We start from the raw sequence: 16,214 nt of genomic DNA, 5'->3' as shown, positions 1-16,214 counted from the left end.
AGCGGCCGGAGATGGTGCATGTCGGCAACGCCGGGACGAGTTGTGTTTAGGAAGCGAGAATGGGAAGGGAAAGCTAACCTGTTGGTGCTAGAACGCCGCCGCATGAGCTTGTGCTTATTCGATCACAGCCGGAAGGCGTGCCGCATGGCGGCAGCCGCTCCGTCGCTTTGAGGGCCTGAGGAAATACGATGACGGAAGTCCGGCCGGACGATGATCCCGGGCGCGCGGTCGGTGATCCCACCGCGGATCCGAGTGCGGTGGCCGATCCGGTCCCGCCGCAGGCGGAGGCGGGCGCGCAGCGCCAGCAGGCGCCGCAGTGGCGGATCCGTGCCGCCACCTCGCAGATCGACGACCCGCTCCTGGCGAGCCTGGTGGCCCTCACCCACCTGCTGGACCGGCCGTCCTCGGCCGACTCCCTGCGCGCGGGGCTGCCGCTCGAGGACGAGCGGCTGACCCCTGCTCTGTTCCCGCGCGCGGCCGAGCGGGCCGGGCTGGATGCGCGGATGGTGCGCCGCGGCCTGCGCGACATCGACGAGCTGGCCCTGCCCTGCGTGCTCCTGCTGCGTGACCGGCGCAGTTGTGTGCTGATCTCGCGCGACGGCGACAAGGCGCGGGTGATCGTGCCCGAGACCGGGCTTGGCGTGCGCGAGGTCGAGCTGGCCGAGCTGGAGCGCATCTATACCGGCCATGCCTTCTTCGCCCGGCCCGAGCTCGAGCTGAACGAGCGCGACAAGCGCCAGTCAGCGCCCCGCTTCGGCAATCACTGGTTCTGGTCGACCCTGTTCAAGCAGTGGCCGGTCTATATCGAGGTCGTGATCGCGGCCTTCCTGATCAACGTCTTCTCGCTCGTGTCGCCGCTGTTCGTGATGAACGTGTATGACCGGGTCGTCCCGAACAACGCGCTGGAAACCCTCTGGGTCCTGGCCGCGGGTGCCCTGATCATCTTCGCGTTCGACTTCGTCCTGAAGACCGCCCGCGGCTATTTCGTGGACACGGCCGGGCGCGCCTCGGACGTGATCATGGCCAGCCGGATCTTCGAGCAGGTGCTGGGCATCCGCCTGGCCGGCCGCCCGGCCTCGGCGGGTGCGTTCGCCAGCAACCTGCGCGAGTTCGAGACGCTGCGCGACTTCTTCACCTCGGCCACCGTCACCGCCCTGGTCGACCTGCCCTTCATCATCCTGTTCCTGGCGATCGTGTTCCTGATCGGCGGCGACCTGGCGATCATTCCGGGCCTGGCCGTGCCGATCGTCTTGGGCGTGGGCCTGCTGATCCAGTTGCCGCTCGACCGGATCGTGAAGGAGACCTTCCGCGAGACCGCGATGAAGCACGGCCTCCTGGTCGAGGCGATCAACGGTCTGGAAACCATCAAGAGCGTGGCGGCCGAGGGCCGGATGCAGCGCTCCTGGGAGCGGCTGGTCGCGGCCACCGCCAAGACCGCCAACAAGGCGCGCTTCCTGTCGTCGCTCACCGTGAACTTCGCCTCGACCTCGGCCAACCTGGTCTATGTCGGCATGGTGGTGATGGGGGTCTACAAGATCGCCGAGGGCGAGCTCACCGTGGGTGCGCTGATCGCCTGCACGATCATCGGCAGCCGGGCGATGGCGCCGCTGGGCCAGGTGGCGGCCCTGCTCACCCGGTTCCACCAGTCCAAGACCTCGCTGGAAACGCTCAACAACATCATGGCGCTGCCGACCGAGCGGCCGGACGGGGCCCGCTTCGTCCACCGCCCGCATCTGCGCGGCGACATCGAGTTCAAGAACGTCACCTTCACCTACCCGAACCAGAAGCTGCCGGCGCTGCGCAACGTCTCGTTCAAGATCACGGCGGGCGAGCGGGTGGCGCTGATCGGCCGGATCGGCTCGGGCAAGACCACCATCGAGAAGCTGGTGCTGGGGCTCTACGAGCCGCAGGAGGGTGCCGTGCTGGTGGACGGCACCGACGTGCGCCAGCTCGACCCGGCCGACCTGCGCCGCTCGATCGGCTGCGTGCCGCAGGACGTCTACCTGTTCCAGGGCTCGCTGCGCGACAATATCACGCTGGGGGCGGCCTTCGTCGACGACCAGGCGGTGCTGCGCGCAGCACGGATCTCGGGCGTGGAGGAGTTCGCCACCCGCCATCCGATGGGCTACGACCTCCATGTCGGCGAGCGCGGCGAGGCGCTGTCGGGCGGCCAGCGCCAGGCGGTGGCGGTGGCGCGGGCCCTGCTGCTCGACCCGCCGATCCTGATCCTGGACGAGCCGACCAGCGCCATGGACACTGGTGCCGAGAACCGGCTCAAGGCGCGCCTGGCCCGCGAGGTGCCGGGTCGTACCGTAGTGCTGGTCACCCACCGCCAGTCGATGCTGACGCTGGCCGACCGGATCCTGGTGATCGACAACGGCCGGGTCGCGGCGGACGGGCCGAAGGAGAAAGTGTTGAAGGCGCTGGCATCCGGCCAGATCCGGGGAGAGCGGTGATGGCGAACCGTCCGGCAAGCCAGGGCGCACCGGCCAGCGTCGGCGACTGGGTGCTGGGAGGCAAGCCCGAGCAGGCGTTCATCCCGGGTGCCCATGGTGCCTCGCGCTGGAAGCCCCGGCTGTTCAGCCACCTGATCCTGTGGTGCGTGGTGGCCTTCGTGGCCGTGTTCATCTGGTGGGCCCAATGGGCGACGCTGGACGAGGTCACCCGCGGTGAAGGCCGGGTGATCCCGTCCCGCCAGGTCCAGATCATCCAGAACCTGGAGGGTGGCATCCTGGCCGCGACCCTGGTTCGGGAAGGCGACATGGTCGAGAAGGACCAGGTGGTCGCCCGGATCGACAACGTCCGCGCTGCCAGTGACTATCGCGAGAACGTGATCCGCTATTACGGCCTGCTTGCCTCGGTGGAGCGGCTGCAGGCCCAGATCGACGACCGCGAGATCCAGTTCCCGGCGGAGGTGCTGGAGCAGGCGCCGCTGCTCGCTCAGAACGAGCTGAGCCTGTTCCAGGCGCGCCGGCAGCAGCTCGACGACCAGATCTCGGTCCTGAACCAGCAGGTCGAGCAGCGGCAGAACGAGCTGCGCGAGCTGGCCAACAAGGAGGAGAGCCTGGCGGACTCCCTGGCGCTCGCGCGGCAGGAGCAGGAGATGGCCGCCCCGCTCGCGGCGCGCGGCATCTTCTCCAAGATGGACGCGCTGCGGCTGCGCCGGCAGGTGGTCGAGCTGGAGGCGTCGCTGGAGCAGGCCCAGCTGCAGAAGCCGCGGGCGGAAAGTGCCCTGAAGGAGGCGTACCACCGGATCGAGGCGGTGCGCAGCGAGTACCGCTCCGAATCCTTACGCGAGCTGACCCTCAAGCGCACCGAGCTGCAGAGCATCCAGGAAGTGGTCTCGGCCGGGGCCGACCAGGTGCGGCGCACGGAGGTGCGCTCGCCGGTGCGGGGCGTGGTCAAGCAGATCAAGATCAACACGGTGGGCGGCGTCCTGCCGCCCGGCGGCGAGATCATGGAGATCGTGCCGATCGAGGACACGCTGCTGGTCGAGGCGATGGTCCGCCCGTCCGACATCGCCTTCCTGCGCCCGGGCCTGCCCGCGACGGTGAAGATCACCGCCTACGACTACTCGATCTATGGCGGGATGCACGGGCGGGTCGAGGACATCAGCGCGGATGCCCTGGCCAACCAGCGCGGCGAGACCTTCTTCCGGGTGCGGGTGCGGACCGACAAGGCCCATCTCGGCACGGACGAGCGCCCGCTGGAGATCATCCCGGGCATGACCGCGCAGGTCGACATCCTGACCGGCAAGAAGACGGTGATGGACTATCTGCTCAAGCCCATCCTGCGCGCCCGCTCCGAAGCCCTGCGCGAGCGTTGACGGATCCGGGGGCACGCTGCGGCGTCGCCCCTGGCTCCCGGCCCCCTGCCCTGGCTCCGGCCGTGAACGTCAGGCGTGCCCGGCGGCCCCGGACAGGAGCAGCGGGTCGACCTTCAGCTTGGCCATCGCCCGGTCCCACTTGGCCTCGTCGTTGGGGTCGAACACGATGTCCGCGTCGCCCGGCACCAGCAGCCAGCCATTGTCCATGATCTCGGCATCGAGCTGGCCCGGTGCCCAGCCGGCATAGCCCAGCGCCAGCACCAGGCGCTTGGGGCCCTTACCCTCGGCGATCGCCCGCAGGATCTCGACGGTCGCGGTCAGCGCGAACGATTCGTCGATCACCAGCGTCGAATCCAGCCGGTACTCGGCCGAGTGGAGCACGAAGCCGCGATTGGTCTCGACCGGCCCGCCGACATGGACCGGCTGGTCGTCCGGCTGCGCGCCACCGTCGATGCCGAGTTGCTGGAGCACGGCCGGCAGGCGGAGCTGGTCGATCGCCTGGTTGACCACGATGCCCATGGCACCCTCGGGCGAGTGCGAGCAGACATAGACCACCGACTTCGCGAAGCGCGTGTCGGCCATGCCCGGCATGGCGATCAGCATCATGCCGGTGAAATGCGGAGGGGTTTGATCTGGGGCAGCCATGCCATGGACATAGGCGCGCCGCCCCGGCACGCCAAGATGGCCCCATGACAGTTGGTTCATCCGCGTCGGCCCGGACGGGGGATGGCGCCGGCCGTCCCGGGCCGTGCCGCCGGTTGCGTGGGCGGGCCCGGTGCTCCATCTCTCGTCCACGGGCCGAGGCGGCCCGGCATCGAACATGAGCAATCCGCCCGGCGGCGCGCCGGGGCGTCGCGACAGGATGGACGAGACATGGCGATCCGTGTGGGCGATCGGCTGCCCGAGGCCAAGTTCAAGATCCGCACGGCCGAGGGCCTGGAGGACGTGTCGACCAGCCAGGTGTTCGGCGGGAAGAAGGCGGTGCTGTTCGCCGTCCCGGGCGCGTTCACCCCGACCTGCCACAACCGGCATCTGCCGAGCTTTCTCGAGCATGGCGAGGCGCTGAAGGCGAAGGGCGTGGAAGTCATCGCCTGCGTGGCGGTGAACGACGCCTTCGTCCTGGACGAGTGGGCCAGGGTCAACGACGTGCAGGGCCGGGTGCTGATGCTGGCGGACGGCAACGGCGCGTTCACCAAGGCGATCGGCATGGAGCTGGATGCCTCGGGCGCCGGCCTGGGCGTCCGCTCGCTGCGCTACTCCATGCTGCTGGAGGACGGCGTGGTGAAGGTCCTGAACGTCGAGGAGAGCCCCGGCGTCATGGAGGTCTCCGGCGCCGACCGGCTGCTGCAGTCGCTCTGATCCGGCCCCTTGCCGGTCCGGCAGCCATGCTGCCGGCTGGCGGGCTGCCGATCAGGCGGCCCCGGGGCGGATCGTCGCTGGCAGGCATGGCTTGCCGTAGCAGCGCGGGAGGATCGGAGCTGGGCGGCCCAAGGGGGGGCGTAGCGCGTGGTTCCGCAGCAGGGGAACGCGTGCTGGCAGCGGGCCGCCGGTTCATCCCGTACGGTCCGCCATGGCCTGAACGTCCGGCCCCTCGCCCTGTCCTGGTTTTTCTGAACCGCTCCGCTTCCAGGTGCGGATCATCCGGCTCCGGTCAGAGGATGGACCAGACGATCAGGAGCCTGGCGCTCGCCTCGGGGCACGCGACGCTCGAGACATTCCTGCATCCTGGCGTGGACGCGCTCCAGCCTCCTGGCCTTCATCAGGGCCTGCACCTTGAGGCATCGTGCGGCCGCCGGCAAAGCCAGGGCCGGAGCGTGCACGGATGGCAGAGTCCTGGTGGCCGCCCTGCCGATCCGCACACGGGGCGGGCAGTCCGCGTCAGAGGCTGGTCGAGATCCCGCCGTCCACCATCAGCAGATGGCCGTGCACATAGCTGGCCGCATCGGAGGCCAGGAACACGACGGCCCCCTTCAGCTCGGCCGGGTCGGCCCAGCGGCCGACCGGGGCGCGGCTCTTGACCCAGCCGGTGAAGGCCTCGTCGTCGAGCAGCGCCCGGTTCATCTCGGTGGCGAAGTAGCCGGGCCCGATCGCGTTGACCCGCACCCCCTTGCCCGCGAGCTCGGCGGCGAGCGAGCGCGTCAGCCCGTGCAGGCCGGCCTTGGCGGCGACATAGCCATGGATGGTCGGGCGTGCGAGGACCGGGACGACCGAGCCGGTGTTGACGATGCTGCCGCTGCCCTGGCGGAGCATCACCCGGGCAGCCTCGCGCGCCATCCGGAAGCAGGCGGTCAGGTTGACCGCCAGCACCCGCTCGAAATCCTCGTCGGCCCATTCCACCAGCGGCCGGCGATGCTGGATCCCGGCATTGTTGACCAGGATGTCGAGGCGCCCGTGCCGGTCGGCCAGGCGCGCCACCTCGGCGGCCGCGGCCGGCCCGTCCGAGACGTCGAACGCCGCCGCCTCGGCCGAGAGGCCCTGCGCCCGCAGTGCCGCCGCCCGCTCCTCCAGGCTGGCGGCGTCGCGCCCGTTCAGCACCACGGTGGCGCCGTGCTCGGCCAGGCCCTCGGCCATGGCAAAGCCCAGGCCGCGCGAGGCGCCCGTAACCAGCGCCACCCTTCCACTCAGATCGAACAGCTTGGACATCGGTTCCCCCTTGGCCCTGATCGTGCTCCTGCGGGTGAAGCCTCACTCCGGGCCAGGACGCAAGAGGGCCGAGGGGGTGGCGGCCTTCGGCCGGCGGCTATTCCTCGTCGGAATCATCCGCCGATGCCTGCCACTCCTTGAAGCTCGGCCCCTTCCTGTCGGGAACCAGCGCCTCCAGCGCCTTGCGCAGCCGGGCACCCTCCCGGTCGTCGCGGGCGAGGCTGCGGGCGAGATGGCGAATGAGCTGTGCGTCGGCCGGCCGGGCATGGACCTCGAGTCGGCGCAGGCCCGCCTCGATCAGGCGCTGGCGGTGAGCGCGCAACGACCCGCTCATCACGGCACCAGGAGCCTGATGGTGGCGCCGGCCTGCCCCGTGGCCGCGCAGTTCATCGGCCATTCCCGTTGCCATTGCCGTTGCCGCTACCGGCATTGCCGTTGCCATTCCCGTTGCCGTTGCCACTGCCGGTCCCGCCTCGGCCGGGGCTGTTGTTGCCCCGGTTGCTGCCGAACTGACCGTTGCCCTGGCCGTTGCCGAGGTTGCCGTTGCCGTTGCCGTCACCCCAGTTGCCGTTGCCGTTGTTGTTGCCCTGGCCAGTCCAGTGCCCGGACCATGCCGGATCGGCACCGTCCTGGTCGAGACGGCCGCCCGCCCGGTCCAACCTGTCTCCCCGTCCCGCCTCTGCCCCGAACCAGCGGCGCAGATAGTCGGTCAGGTAGGGCTGCTCGGCGGCAGCGGGCCGGACCCAGGGCTCGGCTGCCTGGCCTGCGCCGCCCGCCCCGGGCAGTTGACCGGCGGCGGCCAGGACGGTCGAGACGAGCAGGGCCTTCATCGCATGCTCCCTTCCTGCGGCCACGAGCGGCGCATCTCAGCGCCGGCCGTTATTGTTGCCGTTGTGCTGACCGAGATTGCGGTTGCCGTTGAAGCTGCCGCCGTTGCCGTTGCCGTTGCGGCTGCCGATATTGCCGTTGCCGTTGTAATGGCCGCCGTTGTCGTTGTCGTTGCCGTTACCGTTGCCGATATTACTATTGCCGTTGTGCCTGCCGGCGTTACGGTTGCCGTTGTCGCTGCCGATATTGCCGTCGCCGCCGTTCATGATGTCGACGTCGCCGTTGCCGAACATCCCGCCAGCGAAGGAGGGGTACGAGCGGCCGGGCTGGGCGGCCGACGCATCCGCGGGCACGGTGGCGGCAGCGGGCACGGTGGCGGCCGGCAAGGCGCCGGCCAGGGAGAGCAGCCCGGCAGCGATCCAGGGCATGGCTGGCACGGAAGGTCACTCCTCCAAACAGGGCCCCGAAGCAGGAAAGGGCGCGCTCCCGCCGCCAGACGGGAACGCGCGAGCGATCAGTCGGCTGCAAGGCCTGATCGCCTCGGCCTGCCCCGCCCCGGGCAGCACCCGGATACGGGGTCAGGCTGTAGGTCACAGGCCAATGGGACAGGCCGGATCGGACCTGTCCCCGAACTCAGCGTCAGCGGCCCATGCGGCCGTTGCGGTTACCGTTGTAGTTACCGTTCTGGCTGCCGTAGTTGCTGTTGCCGTTCTCGTTGCCGTTGTAGCTGCCCCGGTTCTCGTTGCCGTTCACGTTGCCGTTGCCGTAGCCCTTGTTCGCATTGCCGTTGGTGTTGCCGTTGCCGTAGCCCTTGTTGGCATTGCCGTTCTCGTTGCCGTTGTCGCTGCCACGGTTCTGGTTGCCGTTGTCGTTGCCGTTGTGCGACCCGTAATTGCCGTTGCCGTTGTAGCTCCCGTTATAGGAGCCCTTGTTGTCATTGCCGTTATAGCTGCCGTTATAGCTGCCGACATTGCCATTGCCGTTGCCGTTACCGTTGCCGTTGGAGGCAGCGAGGGCAGTGGCGGACACCAGGCCGAGAACGGCGGCCGAGCACAGGAAAATCTTCAGATAACCCATTGTCACGCTCCCTTGTCCCGAGTGGCAATGTCTGGCTAATTCCAGCGCCACCGGCACATGCCCCTCTCTAACATTATCTTCAGCACATACAAGCAAAAATTGTATCGATTTTTAGATGTTACTTTGGATGCTTTAGACACGATTATAGGATCGGCGATAGCCGATGTACCGTTTCCAGATGAATACATTGGTTGCGCCCAACGCGGCACCGGAGCCCTTGAACAGGACGTGCGCAACCTCCCCGCATCTGCCACGAGATGCGGTTTTCCCCACGGGGTCGGCGCCGGCACAAAGCCAGCGTCACCGCTTCGGCGCGAAGCGGCGCACCACTGCCGACCAGGATTCGGATAGGAGGAGGTCGTGCCGCGCGGACGTTGCCACCAGCCTGCTAGGCTACTTGCGGCTTCCCAGGCACGACATGATCGATTTCCGATGAATGACCATCGATCATGCCGGTCGCACCAAACAATCTTCCACGGTACATGCCGTTGTCCCCTGAGATATTCTTACCAGATCAACCAACTCTGGCATTTTGTATTTAATAAATCCCTGACAAGCAGACTAATCGAACTTCAGACTGTCTCCTGCATGAAAGATTTACTCTTTATCGTTACCATGGCGTTTCCTGTAATACAAGGACATCCATTCCGGCTGTACGTCACGAATTGGTCGCGCGCTATCGCACGGCCGCGAGCGCCGTCGTGATCCCTGCTGCGTCCGAGTTGCAGCTCAGCCGAGCGCCCGGTCCAGATCCTCGATCAGGTCGTCGGGATCCTCCAGGCCGACCGAGAGCCGGATCAGGTCGTCGTGGATCCCGATCGCGACGCGCTCCGCCTGGGGCAGGCGGCCATGGGTGGTGGTGGCCGGATGGGTGGCGATCGTCCGGCTGTCGCCCAGATTGTTGGTGATCTCGATCACCTCCAGCCGGCGCAGGAAGTCGAACGCGCCCTGCTTGCCCCCGCCGGTGCGCAGGGTGAGCAGCGTGCCGCCATTGTGCATCTGCCGGCTGGCCAGGGCCTGATACGGATCGTCCGGCAGGCCGGGATAGCGCACCGCGCAGTTGCCACGATCCTGGAGGAAGCTGGCGATCCGCAGGGCACTCTGCGCCATGCGCAGCACCCGCAGCTCCAGCGTTTCCAGGCTCTTCAGCAGCACCCAGGCGCTGAACGGCGACAGGTTCGGCCCGGTATGCTTGATGAACGGGTGCAGGACCTCGTCCCGGGTCTGCCGGTCGCAGGCGATCAGGCCGCCCAGCACCCGGCCCTGGCCGTCCGTGTGCTTGGTCGCCGAGGTGACGACCAGGTCGGCGCCGTGCCGGAGGGAATCCTGGCAGATCGGCGAGGCCAGCGCGTCGTCGACCACGAGGCGGGCACCCGCTGCATGGGCGAGGTCGGCCACGGCCTGGATGTCGACCAGGTCCAGGGTCGGGTTGGCCGGGGTCTCGATCAGGACCAGGGCGGCCGGGCGGCCGAGTGCCGCCGCGAAGCCGGCGGGATTGGCGGCATCGACGAACTCCACCTCGACCCCGAACCGGGGCAGGAGATCGGTGCACAGCCACATGCAGGAGCCGAACAGCGGCCGCGAGGCGACCAGCCGGTCGCCGGCCTTGAGCATGGCGAAGAGGGTGGCATGCACCGCCGCCATGCCGCTCGCGGTCGCGATCGCGGCCTCGCTGCCCTGGAGCTGTGCCCAGCGCTCCTCCAGCGCGTGCACGGTCGGGTTGCCGACCCGGGTGTAGCAGTAGCGCCCCGTAGGCTCGCCGAACCCGGGTTCGGCCTCCTCGCCGCTGGCATAGGAGAAGCTCGCGGTGAGGAACAGCGCTTCGGAGGTTTCACCGAACTCGCTGCGCAGACGCGGACGGTGCAGCATCGCCGTGGCGCGGCGCAACTTCCTGGCCAAGCTCAGGGCTCCGGGAAATGTTCAGGCAAGCGCCCGCCTGGATGCGCCCTCGCTGGCCCCCGCGTCAATGGTTCGGACGGCAGGTCGGACGATGGGTCGGCCTGACCGGGCCGGCCGCCGAGCTCGCCCAGATGGGCCAGCCCCTCCGCTTCCAGCCGCCGGCGCAGGCCCTGGCGGATGCGCCGGGCGAGCGTCGGGCCTTCATAGACCATGCCGCTATAGAGTTGGATCGCGTCGGCCCCGGCCCGGAACTTCGCCCAGGCGCGCTCCACCGAATCGATCCCGCCCACCGCGATGATCGGCAGGGCCGGCAGGCGCTCGCGGAAGCGCCGGAGCAGCTCGGTGGAAGGCTGGAACAGCGGCTCGCCGGACAGGCCGCCGGCCTCGCCGCGCCTGGCCGAGCGCAGGCTTTCCGGCCGCGCCAGCGTGGTGTTGCTCACGATCAGGCCGTCGGCCCCCTCGGCCAGTAGCACTTCGGCGATCGCCGCTTCGTCGGTGTCGGTGAGATCGGGGGCCACCTTAACGAAGAAGGGCCGGACCCGCCCGCCCGAGGCCACCTGGTCGCGCGTCGCGCGCACCTCGGCCACCAGGCGGGTGAGCGCCTCCTGCTTTTGCAGGAGGCGCAGGCCCGGCGTGTTCGGCGAGCTGACGTTCAGGACCAGATAGTCGACCAGGTCGTGCAGCCGGCGCACGCCCAGCCGGTAGTCGACCACCGGGTCGGCCGTGTCCTTGTTGGCACCGATATTGGCGCCGAGCACCGGCCCCTTGGGCGAGCGCCGCGCCAGCCGCCGCGCCACGGCCTCCAGCCCGTCATTGTTGAAGCCCATCCGGTTGATCACCGCCCGATCCTCGGGCAGCCGGAACAGGCGCGGCCGCGGGTTGCCCGCCTGCGGCCTGGGCGTCACCGAGCCGATCTCGACGAAGCCGAACCCCATGCGCCCGAACGAGTCGAACGCCTCCGCACTCTTGTCGAACCCGGCAGCCAGCCCGACCGGCACCGGCAGGTCCAGCCCGGCCAGCCGGGTGCGCAGGAGCGGCTCCGGCACCGGCCGGCCGGCGGGCAGCAGGGCGGTCGCACGGATCGCCACGCGGTGTGCCGCCTCGGCCGGCAGCAGATGGAGGAGATGGTGCAGCATGCGGCCGCTCAGGCACCCCTGGCGATGAACTCGGGATTCTCGAAGCCGGGCTTGCCATAGGCCAGCGGGCTGCCGTCCAGGCGCAGCACCCGGCCGCCGGCCGCATCCAGCACCGCCTGGCCGGCCGCGGTGTCCCATTCCATGGTCCGGCCGAAGCGCGGGTAGAGGTCGGCCTGGGCCTCGGCCACCCGGCAGAACTTGAGCGAGCTGCCGGCCGAGACGATGTCCGCCACGTTCTGCTCGGCGAGCCAGGCATCGGTGCGGGCGTCGCGGTGCGAGCGGCTGGCGACCGCCACCGGTGCCGCCGGCACCGGCCGCGCCTGGATCGTGCGCGTGCCCTCCGGATCGCGCAGCGTGGCGCCGTGGCCCAGCGCCCCCCACCAGGCGGTGCGGATCGCCGGTGCCAGCACCACGCCCAGGATCGGCCGCTTCGCCTCGATCAGGGCGATGTTGACCGTGAACTCGCCGTTGCGGGCGATGAACTCGCGCGTCCCATCCAGGGGGTCGACCAGCCAGAAGCTGCCATTGCCGACCTCCGGGATGTCGCCGGCGGCCACCGCCTCCTCGGCGACCACCGGGATCGAAGGGGTGAGCTCCCGGAGTGCTGCCACGATCAGGGCTTCGGCCTCCTGGTCGGCCGCGGTCACCGGCGAGCCGTCGGCCTTGGCGGTGGCGGCCGTGCCCTGCTCGTAGTGGCGCAGGATGGCGGCACCGGCGCGATCGGCGATCGCCACCACCTGGGGCAGGATGAGGATGGGCGAGAACAAGGCTGCGGCTCTCCGGAGGCTGGATGCGGCCCCGCGCCCGGCGGGTGGGCGGTGCCGCCAAGGCGTTTACCTTTGTTCAACCTGAATCTGCCAGAGTGAACCGGCCGCAGGTGCCAGCGGGCGGAACGGTTCCATCGGTGCCGGGGGCGGACGGCAGCCCCGATGTGTGCCGGGAGAAGGGTAGTGCGATGCGATCCGAGGAAGGGTCGGCGATGGTGACGGGAGCGGCGGACCCGGCGGCAATTGCCGCCACGTTTCCCGTAGCGGACGGGGATGCACCGGGCCCGGTCCATCACGGTCCAGGCGGCCGGCACCGGCTGGACCCGGGCCGGCCCGAGCTGTTCCGGCAGCGGCTGGAGGAACTACGCGCACTCCAGCAGCGGGCGGGCGGCCATCCGGATTCGGGTTGCGTGCAGGTGCTGGACCTGGAGCAGGTCCGGCTCCGGTTCGGCCGGCGCTGGCCGGCCCTGCGCGACAAGGCGCTGCAGTTCGTGGCGGCCGCACTGGAACGGGCGCTGGGCGACCAGGACCTGTACCTGCTGGCCGATGGGGGCCGCATCCACCTGCTCTGCAGCGGCCTGCCCCACGAGGACGCCCGGCGCCGCGCCCAGTTGCTGGCCGGCGCCATCACCGGGCGCCTGCGCGGCATCAACCCCGGCGGTGCCGGCGTCCGGGTCCGCTCGGTTCCGGCCGATCTCCACCACCTGCTGGACGGGGTCGTCGATCCGCAGGGGCTGCAGGCGCGGGTGGCCGAAGCGCTGGCGCGGGCCGACCAGGCGCTGCCGGACCGCCGAGCACCAGCGGCAGCCACCGCGGCACCTGCGGCACCGGCCGTGGCCTGGCAGCCCGTGCTGGCGCCGGCCCGGGGGCTGGTGGCCGCCTACCGCCTGGAGCCGGCTGCCCCTGATGCCGGGACGCACCTGCCGGGCGATGATCCGGATCTCTGGTCGGTCGAGATGGCCGCAGCCGCCCTGCCCGCCACCGCCGCCGCGGCCGCAAGGCCTGGCTGATCGTGCCGGTACGGTACGAGACGCTGGCCTCGATCCGGCTGCGCGACCCGTTCTGCCGGGCATGCCGGCGCCTCCCGCGCAGCTCCGCCCGCCGGCTCCTGTTCGAGGTCAGGAACCTGCCGCCCGACATCGTCCAGTCGCGTGTGCGCGAGCTGATGGCCTATCTGCGGCCATTCTGCCTGGGCATCCTGGTCGACCTGGCCGAGCCGCGGGTCGAGCACCTGATCGGGGCCAGCATCGTCGGCATGGCGACGGACGATCTGCACCATGCGCACGACCTCGCCACCCTCGCCCGCCGCCACGGCCTGCGCAGCTTCCTGACCGGCCTCCGTTCCGCCGCCGACTGCCGTCAGGCCGCCCAGGCCGGCATCGACTACCTGGCCGGCAGCTTCGCTCCGTCCCTGCCGCGCCCGGGGCCGGTGGTTCGCCTGCCGGGCTCCGGCCGCCCGTGAACCCAGCCGCTATCCCGGCTCGTGCCATCCCGCCTTCAGGCCCTCCGGCCTGAGGACCTTGGCCCGTCACAACATCAGGCCGATCCCAATCCATCACCTGATCCTGTCCTCGCGCGTGCTGATCGTTGGGCCGGCTCCAGCCAGTGGCAGGATAGGCATATGGTCATTGACGTAGGAGTGAATCAATATATAGAAGCTAGATCATCATGTGATACCATATGTTGGAGCACTCATGGAGATGTGCTCGATGGTCCGTCCACCGCAGGCTGCTGCGGTATGGTCAGGATGCCGGCATCCAAGGAGCATTGTCCTGAGCCGTTGCTCTGCGCCTGTGCCGCCCCGCCCCATCGGCTCGTGCTGACGGGCAGCACGCTTGCGCCTGCGCCGCCATCAGGAGGAGATCGAGCGGCTTTGCCGCGGCATCGCGATGGGCGAGCTGGCTTGCACCGACATCCTGGCGGCGGTCACGCCGGGTGGTGGCAAGTCGGCGCTGCCGGTAATCGCGGCGGCACGGCTGCTGGGGGCAGTGCCGCCGGGGCAGGCCCGGCCGATCGTCGAGCGGATCTGCTGGGTCGTGCCGCGGGACACACTGCGCCGCCAGGCCGAGGAGGCGTTCGTCGACCGGGCCTGGCGGGCCCTGCTCGGCCACGAACATTCGGTCCGGGCTGCCGACAATGCGCCCGACCCCTGCCGCGGGCTGGCCGGCTACGTCACCACCTACCAGTCGATCGCGGCCGCGCCCGCCTTGCACCTGGCCGAGTTCCGGCGGCATCGCTACCTGCTCTGCGTCGACGAGCTGCACCATCTGCCGGGGCTGAGCGACCTGGATGCAGCGGCCGAGGCAGCCGAGGACACGGCCTGGTCGCAGGCCCTGCTCCCGCTGCTGGAGAATGCCGGGCTGCGCCTGCTGATGTCCGGGACGCTGGAGCGCTCCGACCGGCGGCCGATCCTGTGGCTCGATTATCGCCGGGACCGCCTCACACCGGGCCAGCGCCGGCTCGAGCTGGGCATACCGGGCTGGGCGGTGGTGGGCTATGACCGACGTGCGGCCCTGGCCGAGCGGGCGATCATCCCGATCCGGTTCGGCGCTTTGGACGGCCGGGCCGAATGGCTGCTGAACGGCGAGCTCTCCTGCGTCGAGTCGTTCTCCCAGGCCAGCGACAAGCTGCGCCCGATGCTGTTCACCGCGCTGCGCACCGGCTACGCCGAGGCAGTCCTGCGCCGCGCGTTCGACGACTGCCGCGAGCATCGCGCCCGGCGCCGCGTCGCGCTGGGCCTAGGACCGGGCCAGGCGGCGCCCGGCTTGGGCAAGCTGCTGGTGGTGGCACCGGACCAGGCGACCGCCCGGCGCTACACCGAGATCCTGCGCGGCTGGCTGAACTCGAAGGGGGCAGAAGCCGGCGTGGCCCTGGCCATCTCGGAGGAACGGGATGCGGTCGAGCGCATCGCGCGCTTCCGGCTGCGGCCGGACCCGTCCGTGCTGGTCACGGTCGGCATGGCCTATGAGGGCATGGACGCGCCCGAGGTCAGCCATGTCGCCTGCCTGACCCAGATCCGCTCGGTGCCCTGGCTGGAGCAGATGGCGGCCCGCGCCACCCGCTTCGATCCGCATGGCGGCAGCTATGAGGAGCAGCGGGCGCTGATCTATCACCCCGACGATCCTTTGTTCCGGATGTTCCGCCGCGCCATCGAGATGGAGCAGTCCGGCCGCGCCCGGGCCCGCCGCTCGGGCGACCAGGCGGAACTACCGCTGGGCGAGCAGGACGACGTGATGCGTCACGGCTCGGTCCTGCGGCCGCTCTGGTCCGAGGCGACCGAGCTGCGCTTCGAGACCGTGCTGCCGCGCGGTGCGTCCGGACCGCTGCCCGGCCACACGATCCCGGCGGACGACCGCCTCCCCGAGACGCCGACCCAGGCCGAGCAGCGGCTGCGTCGCCAGCTGGGCCAGCTGGTGGCTGCCCAGGTGATCGAGGATGCGGAAACCAGCCTGCCGGGCCAGCCCTGCGACTACCATGCCTACAACGCCGTGCTGAAGCGGCTGTTCGGCAAGCCCCGGGGCATGATGACCCAGGCCGAGCTCGAGGCCGAGATCGGCTGGCTGGAGCGCAACCGGATCCGCAGCCAGCTCGAGCTGATCCGGGACGACCCCCGCTACGGCTGGTCCATGCAGGAGCGCCGGACGGGTATGCGGCCGGGAAATGGTCCGCGGGGCGGTCGTGCTTCGGGCAAACAGGGGCGCGGCAGGGTTGCCGGCGAAGCGGGATAGATCGGCCATGAAGGACATGGCGCAGAGGCTGGAGGCGAGCGATGACCGCCGCGCGCTCCGCTGTCTCGTGCCGCGCCGGCGGCTATGGTGATGGGGCAGACCCGGCGCCATGCGGCTGGTATCCCGATGTCGACAAGGCAGGCAGGCAAGCGGAGCTGGCTTTTCCTCCAGAGGAGACCGACGGGTACGCGGTCGAGATCCAGGTCACGCGCATCGATGCCTGTGACCGCTACTCGGCCGCAGTGCGGAGCCCTGGAGACTGCCGCGAAACTTCTGGCTCCATGGTGCTGCCGTGACTCGCTGCCAGTTG

At 69.8% G+C, this 16,214-nt stretch carries 16 protein-coding genes; 7 read left to right on the top strand and 9 right to left on the bottom strand.

Going from position 1 to position 16,214, the window contains the following annotated elements:
- Positions 1 to 188 precede the first annotated feature (188 nt).
- Together HLA95_RS03130 and HLA95_RS03125 are read left to right on the top strand one after the other, a co-directional pair.
- The gene (locus HLA95_RS03130; protein ID WP_222182373.1) at positions 189 to 2,456 is read left to right on the top strand and encodes a type I secretion system permease/ATPase; all 2,268 of its coding nucleotides are present in this window, start codon (positions 189 to 191) and stop codon (positions 2,454 to 2,456) included.
- The gene (locus HLA95_RS03125) at positions 2,456 to 3,826 is read left to right on the top strand and encodes an HlyD family type I secretion periplasmic adaptor subunit (protein WP_191060527.1); all 1,371 of its coding nucleotides are present in this window, start codon (positions 2,456 to 2,458) and stop codon (positions 3,824 to 3,826) included. Before HLA95_RS03130 ends, HLA95_RS03125 begins: the two co-directional genes overlap by 1 nt.
- Positions 3,827 to 3,895: 69 nt before the next feature.
- Here the strand turns inward: HLA95_RS03125 and HLA95_RS03120 are convergent, their stop codons facing one another.
- Complete coding sequence (locus HLA95_RS03120) at positions 3,896 to 4,471, bottom strand: YqgE/AlgH family protein (protein WP_191060529.1); 576 nt, start codon at positions 4,469 to 4,471, stop codon at positions 3,896 to 3,898.
- Between the two features lie 228 nt (positions 4,472 to 4,699).
- On the opposite strand from HLA95_RS03120, the gene HLA95_RS03115 reads away from it, so the two are divergent.
- A complete protein-coding gene (locus HLA95_RS03115) occupies positions 4,700 to 5,185 on the top strand; it encodes a peroxiredoxin (protein ID WP_159715930.1) in 486 nt (161 codons plus the stop codon).
- 519 nt (positions 5,186 to 5,704) lie between these two features.
- Here HLA95_RS03115 and HLA95_RS03110 read toward each other — a convergent pair.
- The 8 genes from HLA95_RS03110 to cysQ form a co-directional block, all read right to left on the bottom strand.
- Entirely contained in the window at positions 5,705 to 6,469 is a 765-nt protein-coding gene (locus tag HLA95_RS03110) for an SDR family oxidoreductase (protein ID WP_159715931.1), read from the bottom strand.
- 97 nt (positions 6,470 to 6,566) lie between these two features.
- Positions 6,567 to 6,866, bottom strand: coding sequence for a hypothetical protein (locus tag HLA95_RS03105; protein ID WP_191062499.1), 300 nt, complete (start codon positions 6,864 to 6,866; stop codon positions 6,567 to 6,569).
- A complete protein-coding gene (locus tag HLA95_RS03100) occupies positions 6,856 to 7,299 on the bottom strand; it encodes a hypothetical protein (RefSeq protein ID WP_191062500.1) in 444 nt (147 codons plus the stop codon). Before HLA95_RS03100 ends, HLA95_RS03105 begins: the two co-directional genes overlap by 11 nt.
- Positions 7,300 to 7,335: 36 nt before the next feature.
- The gene (locus tag HLA95_RS03095; RefSeq protein WP_222182371.1) at positions 7,336 to 7,734 is read right to left on the bottom strand and encodes a hypothetical protein; all 399 of its coding nucleotides are present in this window, start codon (positions 7,732 to 7,734) and stop codon (positions 7,336 to 7,338) included.
- Positions 7,735 to 7,936: 202 nt separating this feature from the next.
- The gene (locus HLA95_RS03090; protein WP_191061497.1) at positions 7,937 to 8,374 is read right to left on the bottom strand and encodes a hypothetical protein; all 438 of its coding nucleotides are present in this window, start codon (positions 8,372 to 8,374) and stop codon (positions 7,937 to 7,939) included.
- 729 nt (positions 8,375 to 9,103) lie between these two features.
- A complete protein-coding gene (locus HLA95_RS03085; protein WP_191061498.1) occupies positions 9,104 to 10,243 on the bottom strand; it encodes a trans-sulfuration enzyme family protein in 1,140 nt (379 codons plus the stop codon).
- A 32-nt stretch (positions 10,244 to 10,275) separates the two neighbouring features.
- Positions 10,276 to 11,409: a quinone-dependent dihydroorotate dehydrogenase gene (locus HLA95_RS03080; protein ID WP_222182369.1), complete on the bottom strand. Its 1,134-nt coding sequence runs from the start codon at positions 11,407 to 11,409 to the stop codon at positions 10,276 to 10,278.
- Between the two features lie 8 nt (positions 11,410 to 11,417).
- Entirely contained in the window at positions 11,418 to 12,176 is a 759-nt protein-coding gene (cysQ, locus tag HLA95_RS03075) for a 3'(2'),5'-bisphosphate nucleotidase CysQ (protein ID WP_222182367.1), read from the bottom strand.
- Positions 12,177 to 12,364: 188 nt separating this feature from the next.
- Here cysQ and HLA95_RS03070 point away from each other — a divergent pair, with 188 nt between their 5' ends.
- The 4 genes from HLA95_RS03070 to HLA95_RS03055 all read left to right on the top strand — a co-directional run bounded on the left by HLA95_RS03070 (position 12,365) and on the right by HLA95_RS03055 (position 16,200).
- Complete coding sequence (locus tag HLA95_RS03070; RefSeq protein WP_222182365.1) at positions 12,365 to 13,186, top strand: hypothetical protein; 822 nt, start codon at positions 12,365 to 12,367, stop codon at positions 13,184 to 13,186.
- A 2-nt stretch (positions 13,187 to 13,188) separates the two neighbouring features.
- Positions 13,189 to 13,638 carry a hypothetical protein gene (locus HLA95_RS03065; RefSeq protein ID WP_191062124.1) on the top strand — a complete coding sequence of 150 codons (450 nt, stop codon included), beginning with the start codon at positions 13,189 to 13,191 and terminating at the stop codon, positions 13,636 to 13,638.
- 373 nt (positions 13,639 to 14,011) lie between these two features.
- Positions 14,012 to 15,904, top strand: coding sequence for a DEAD/DEAH box helicase (locus HLA95_RS03060; protein ID WP_222182362.1), 1,893 nt, complete (start codon positions 14,012 to 14,014; stop codon positions 15,902 to 15,904).
- 41 nt (positions 15,905 to 15,945) lie between these two features.
- The gene (locus tag HLA95_RS03055) at positions 15,946 to 16,200 is read left to right on the top strand and encodes a hypothetical protein (protein ID WP_191058880.1); all 255 of its coding nucleotides are present in this window, start codon (positions 15,946 to 15,948) and stop codon (positions 16,198 to 16,200) included.
- The last annotated feature ends 14 nt before the right edge of the window (positions 16,201 to 16,214 follow it).

Origin of the sequence: Geminicoccus harenae, from assembly GCF_019800005.1 — a bacterium.
GTDB lineage: Bacteria > Pseudomonadota > Alphaproteobacteria > Geminicoccales > Geminicoccaceae > Geminicoccus > Geminicoccus harenae.
Note: the sequence above shows the minus strand (reverse complement) of the source record. Positions and strands in the feature narration are given on the sequence as shown.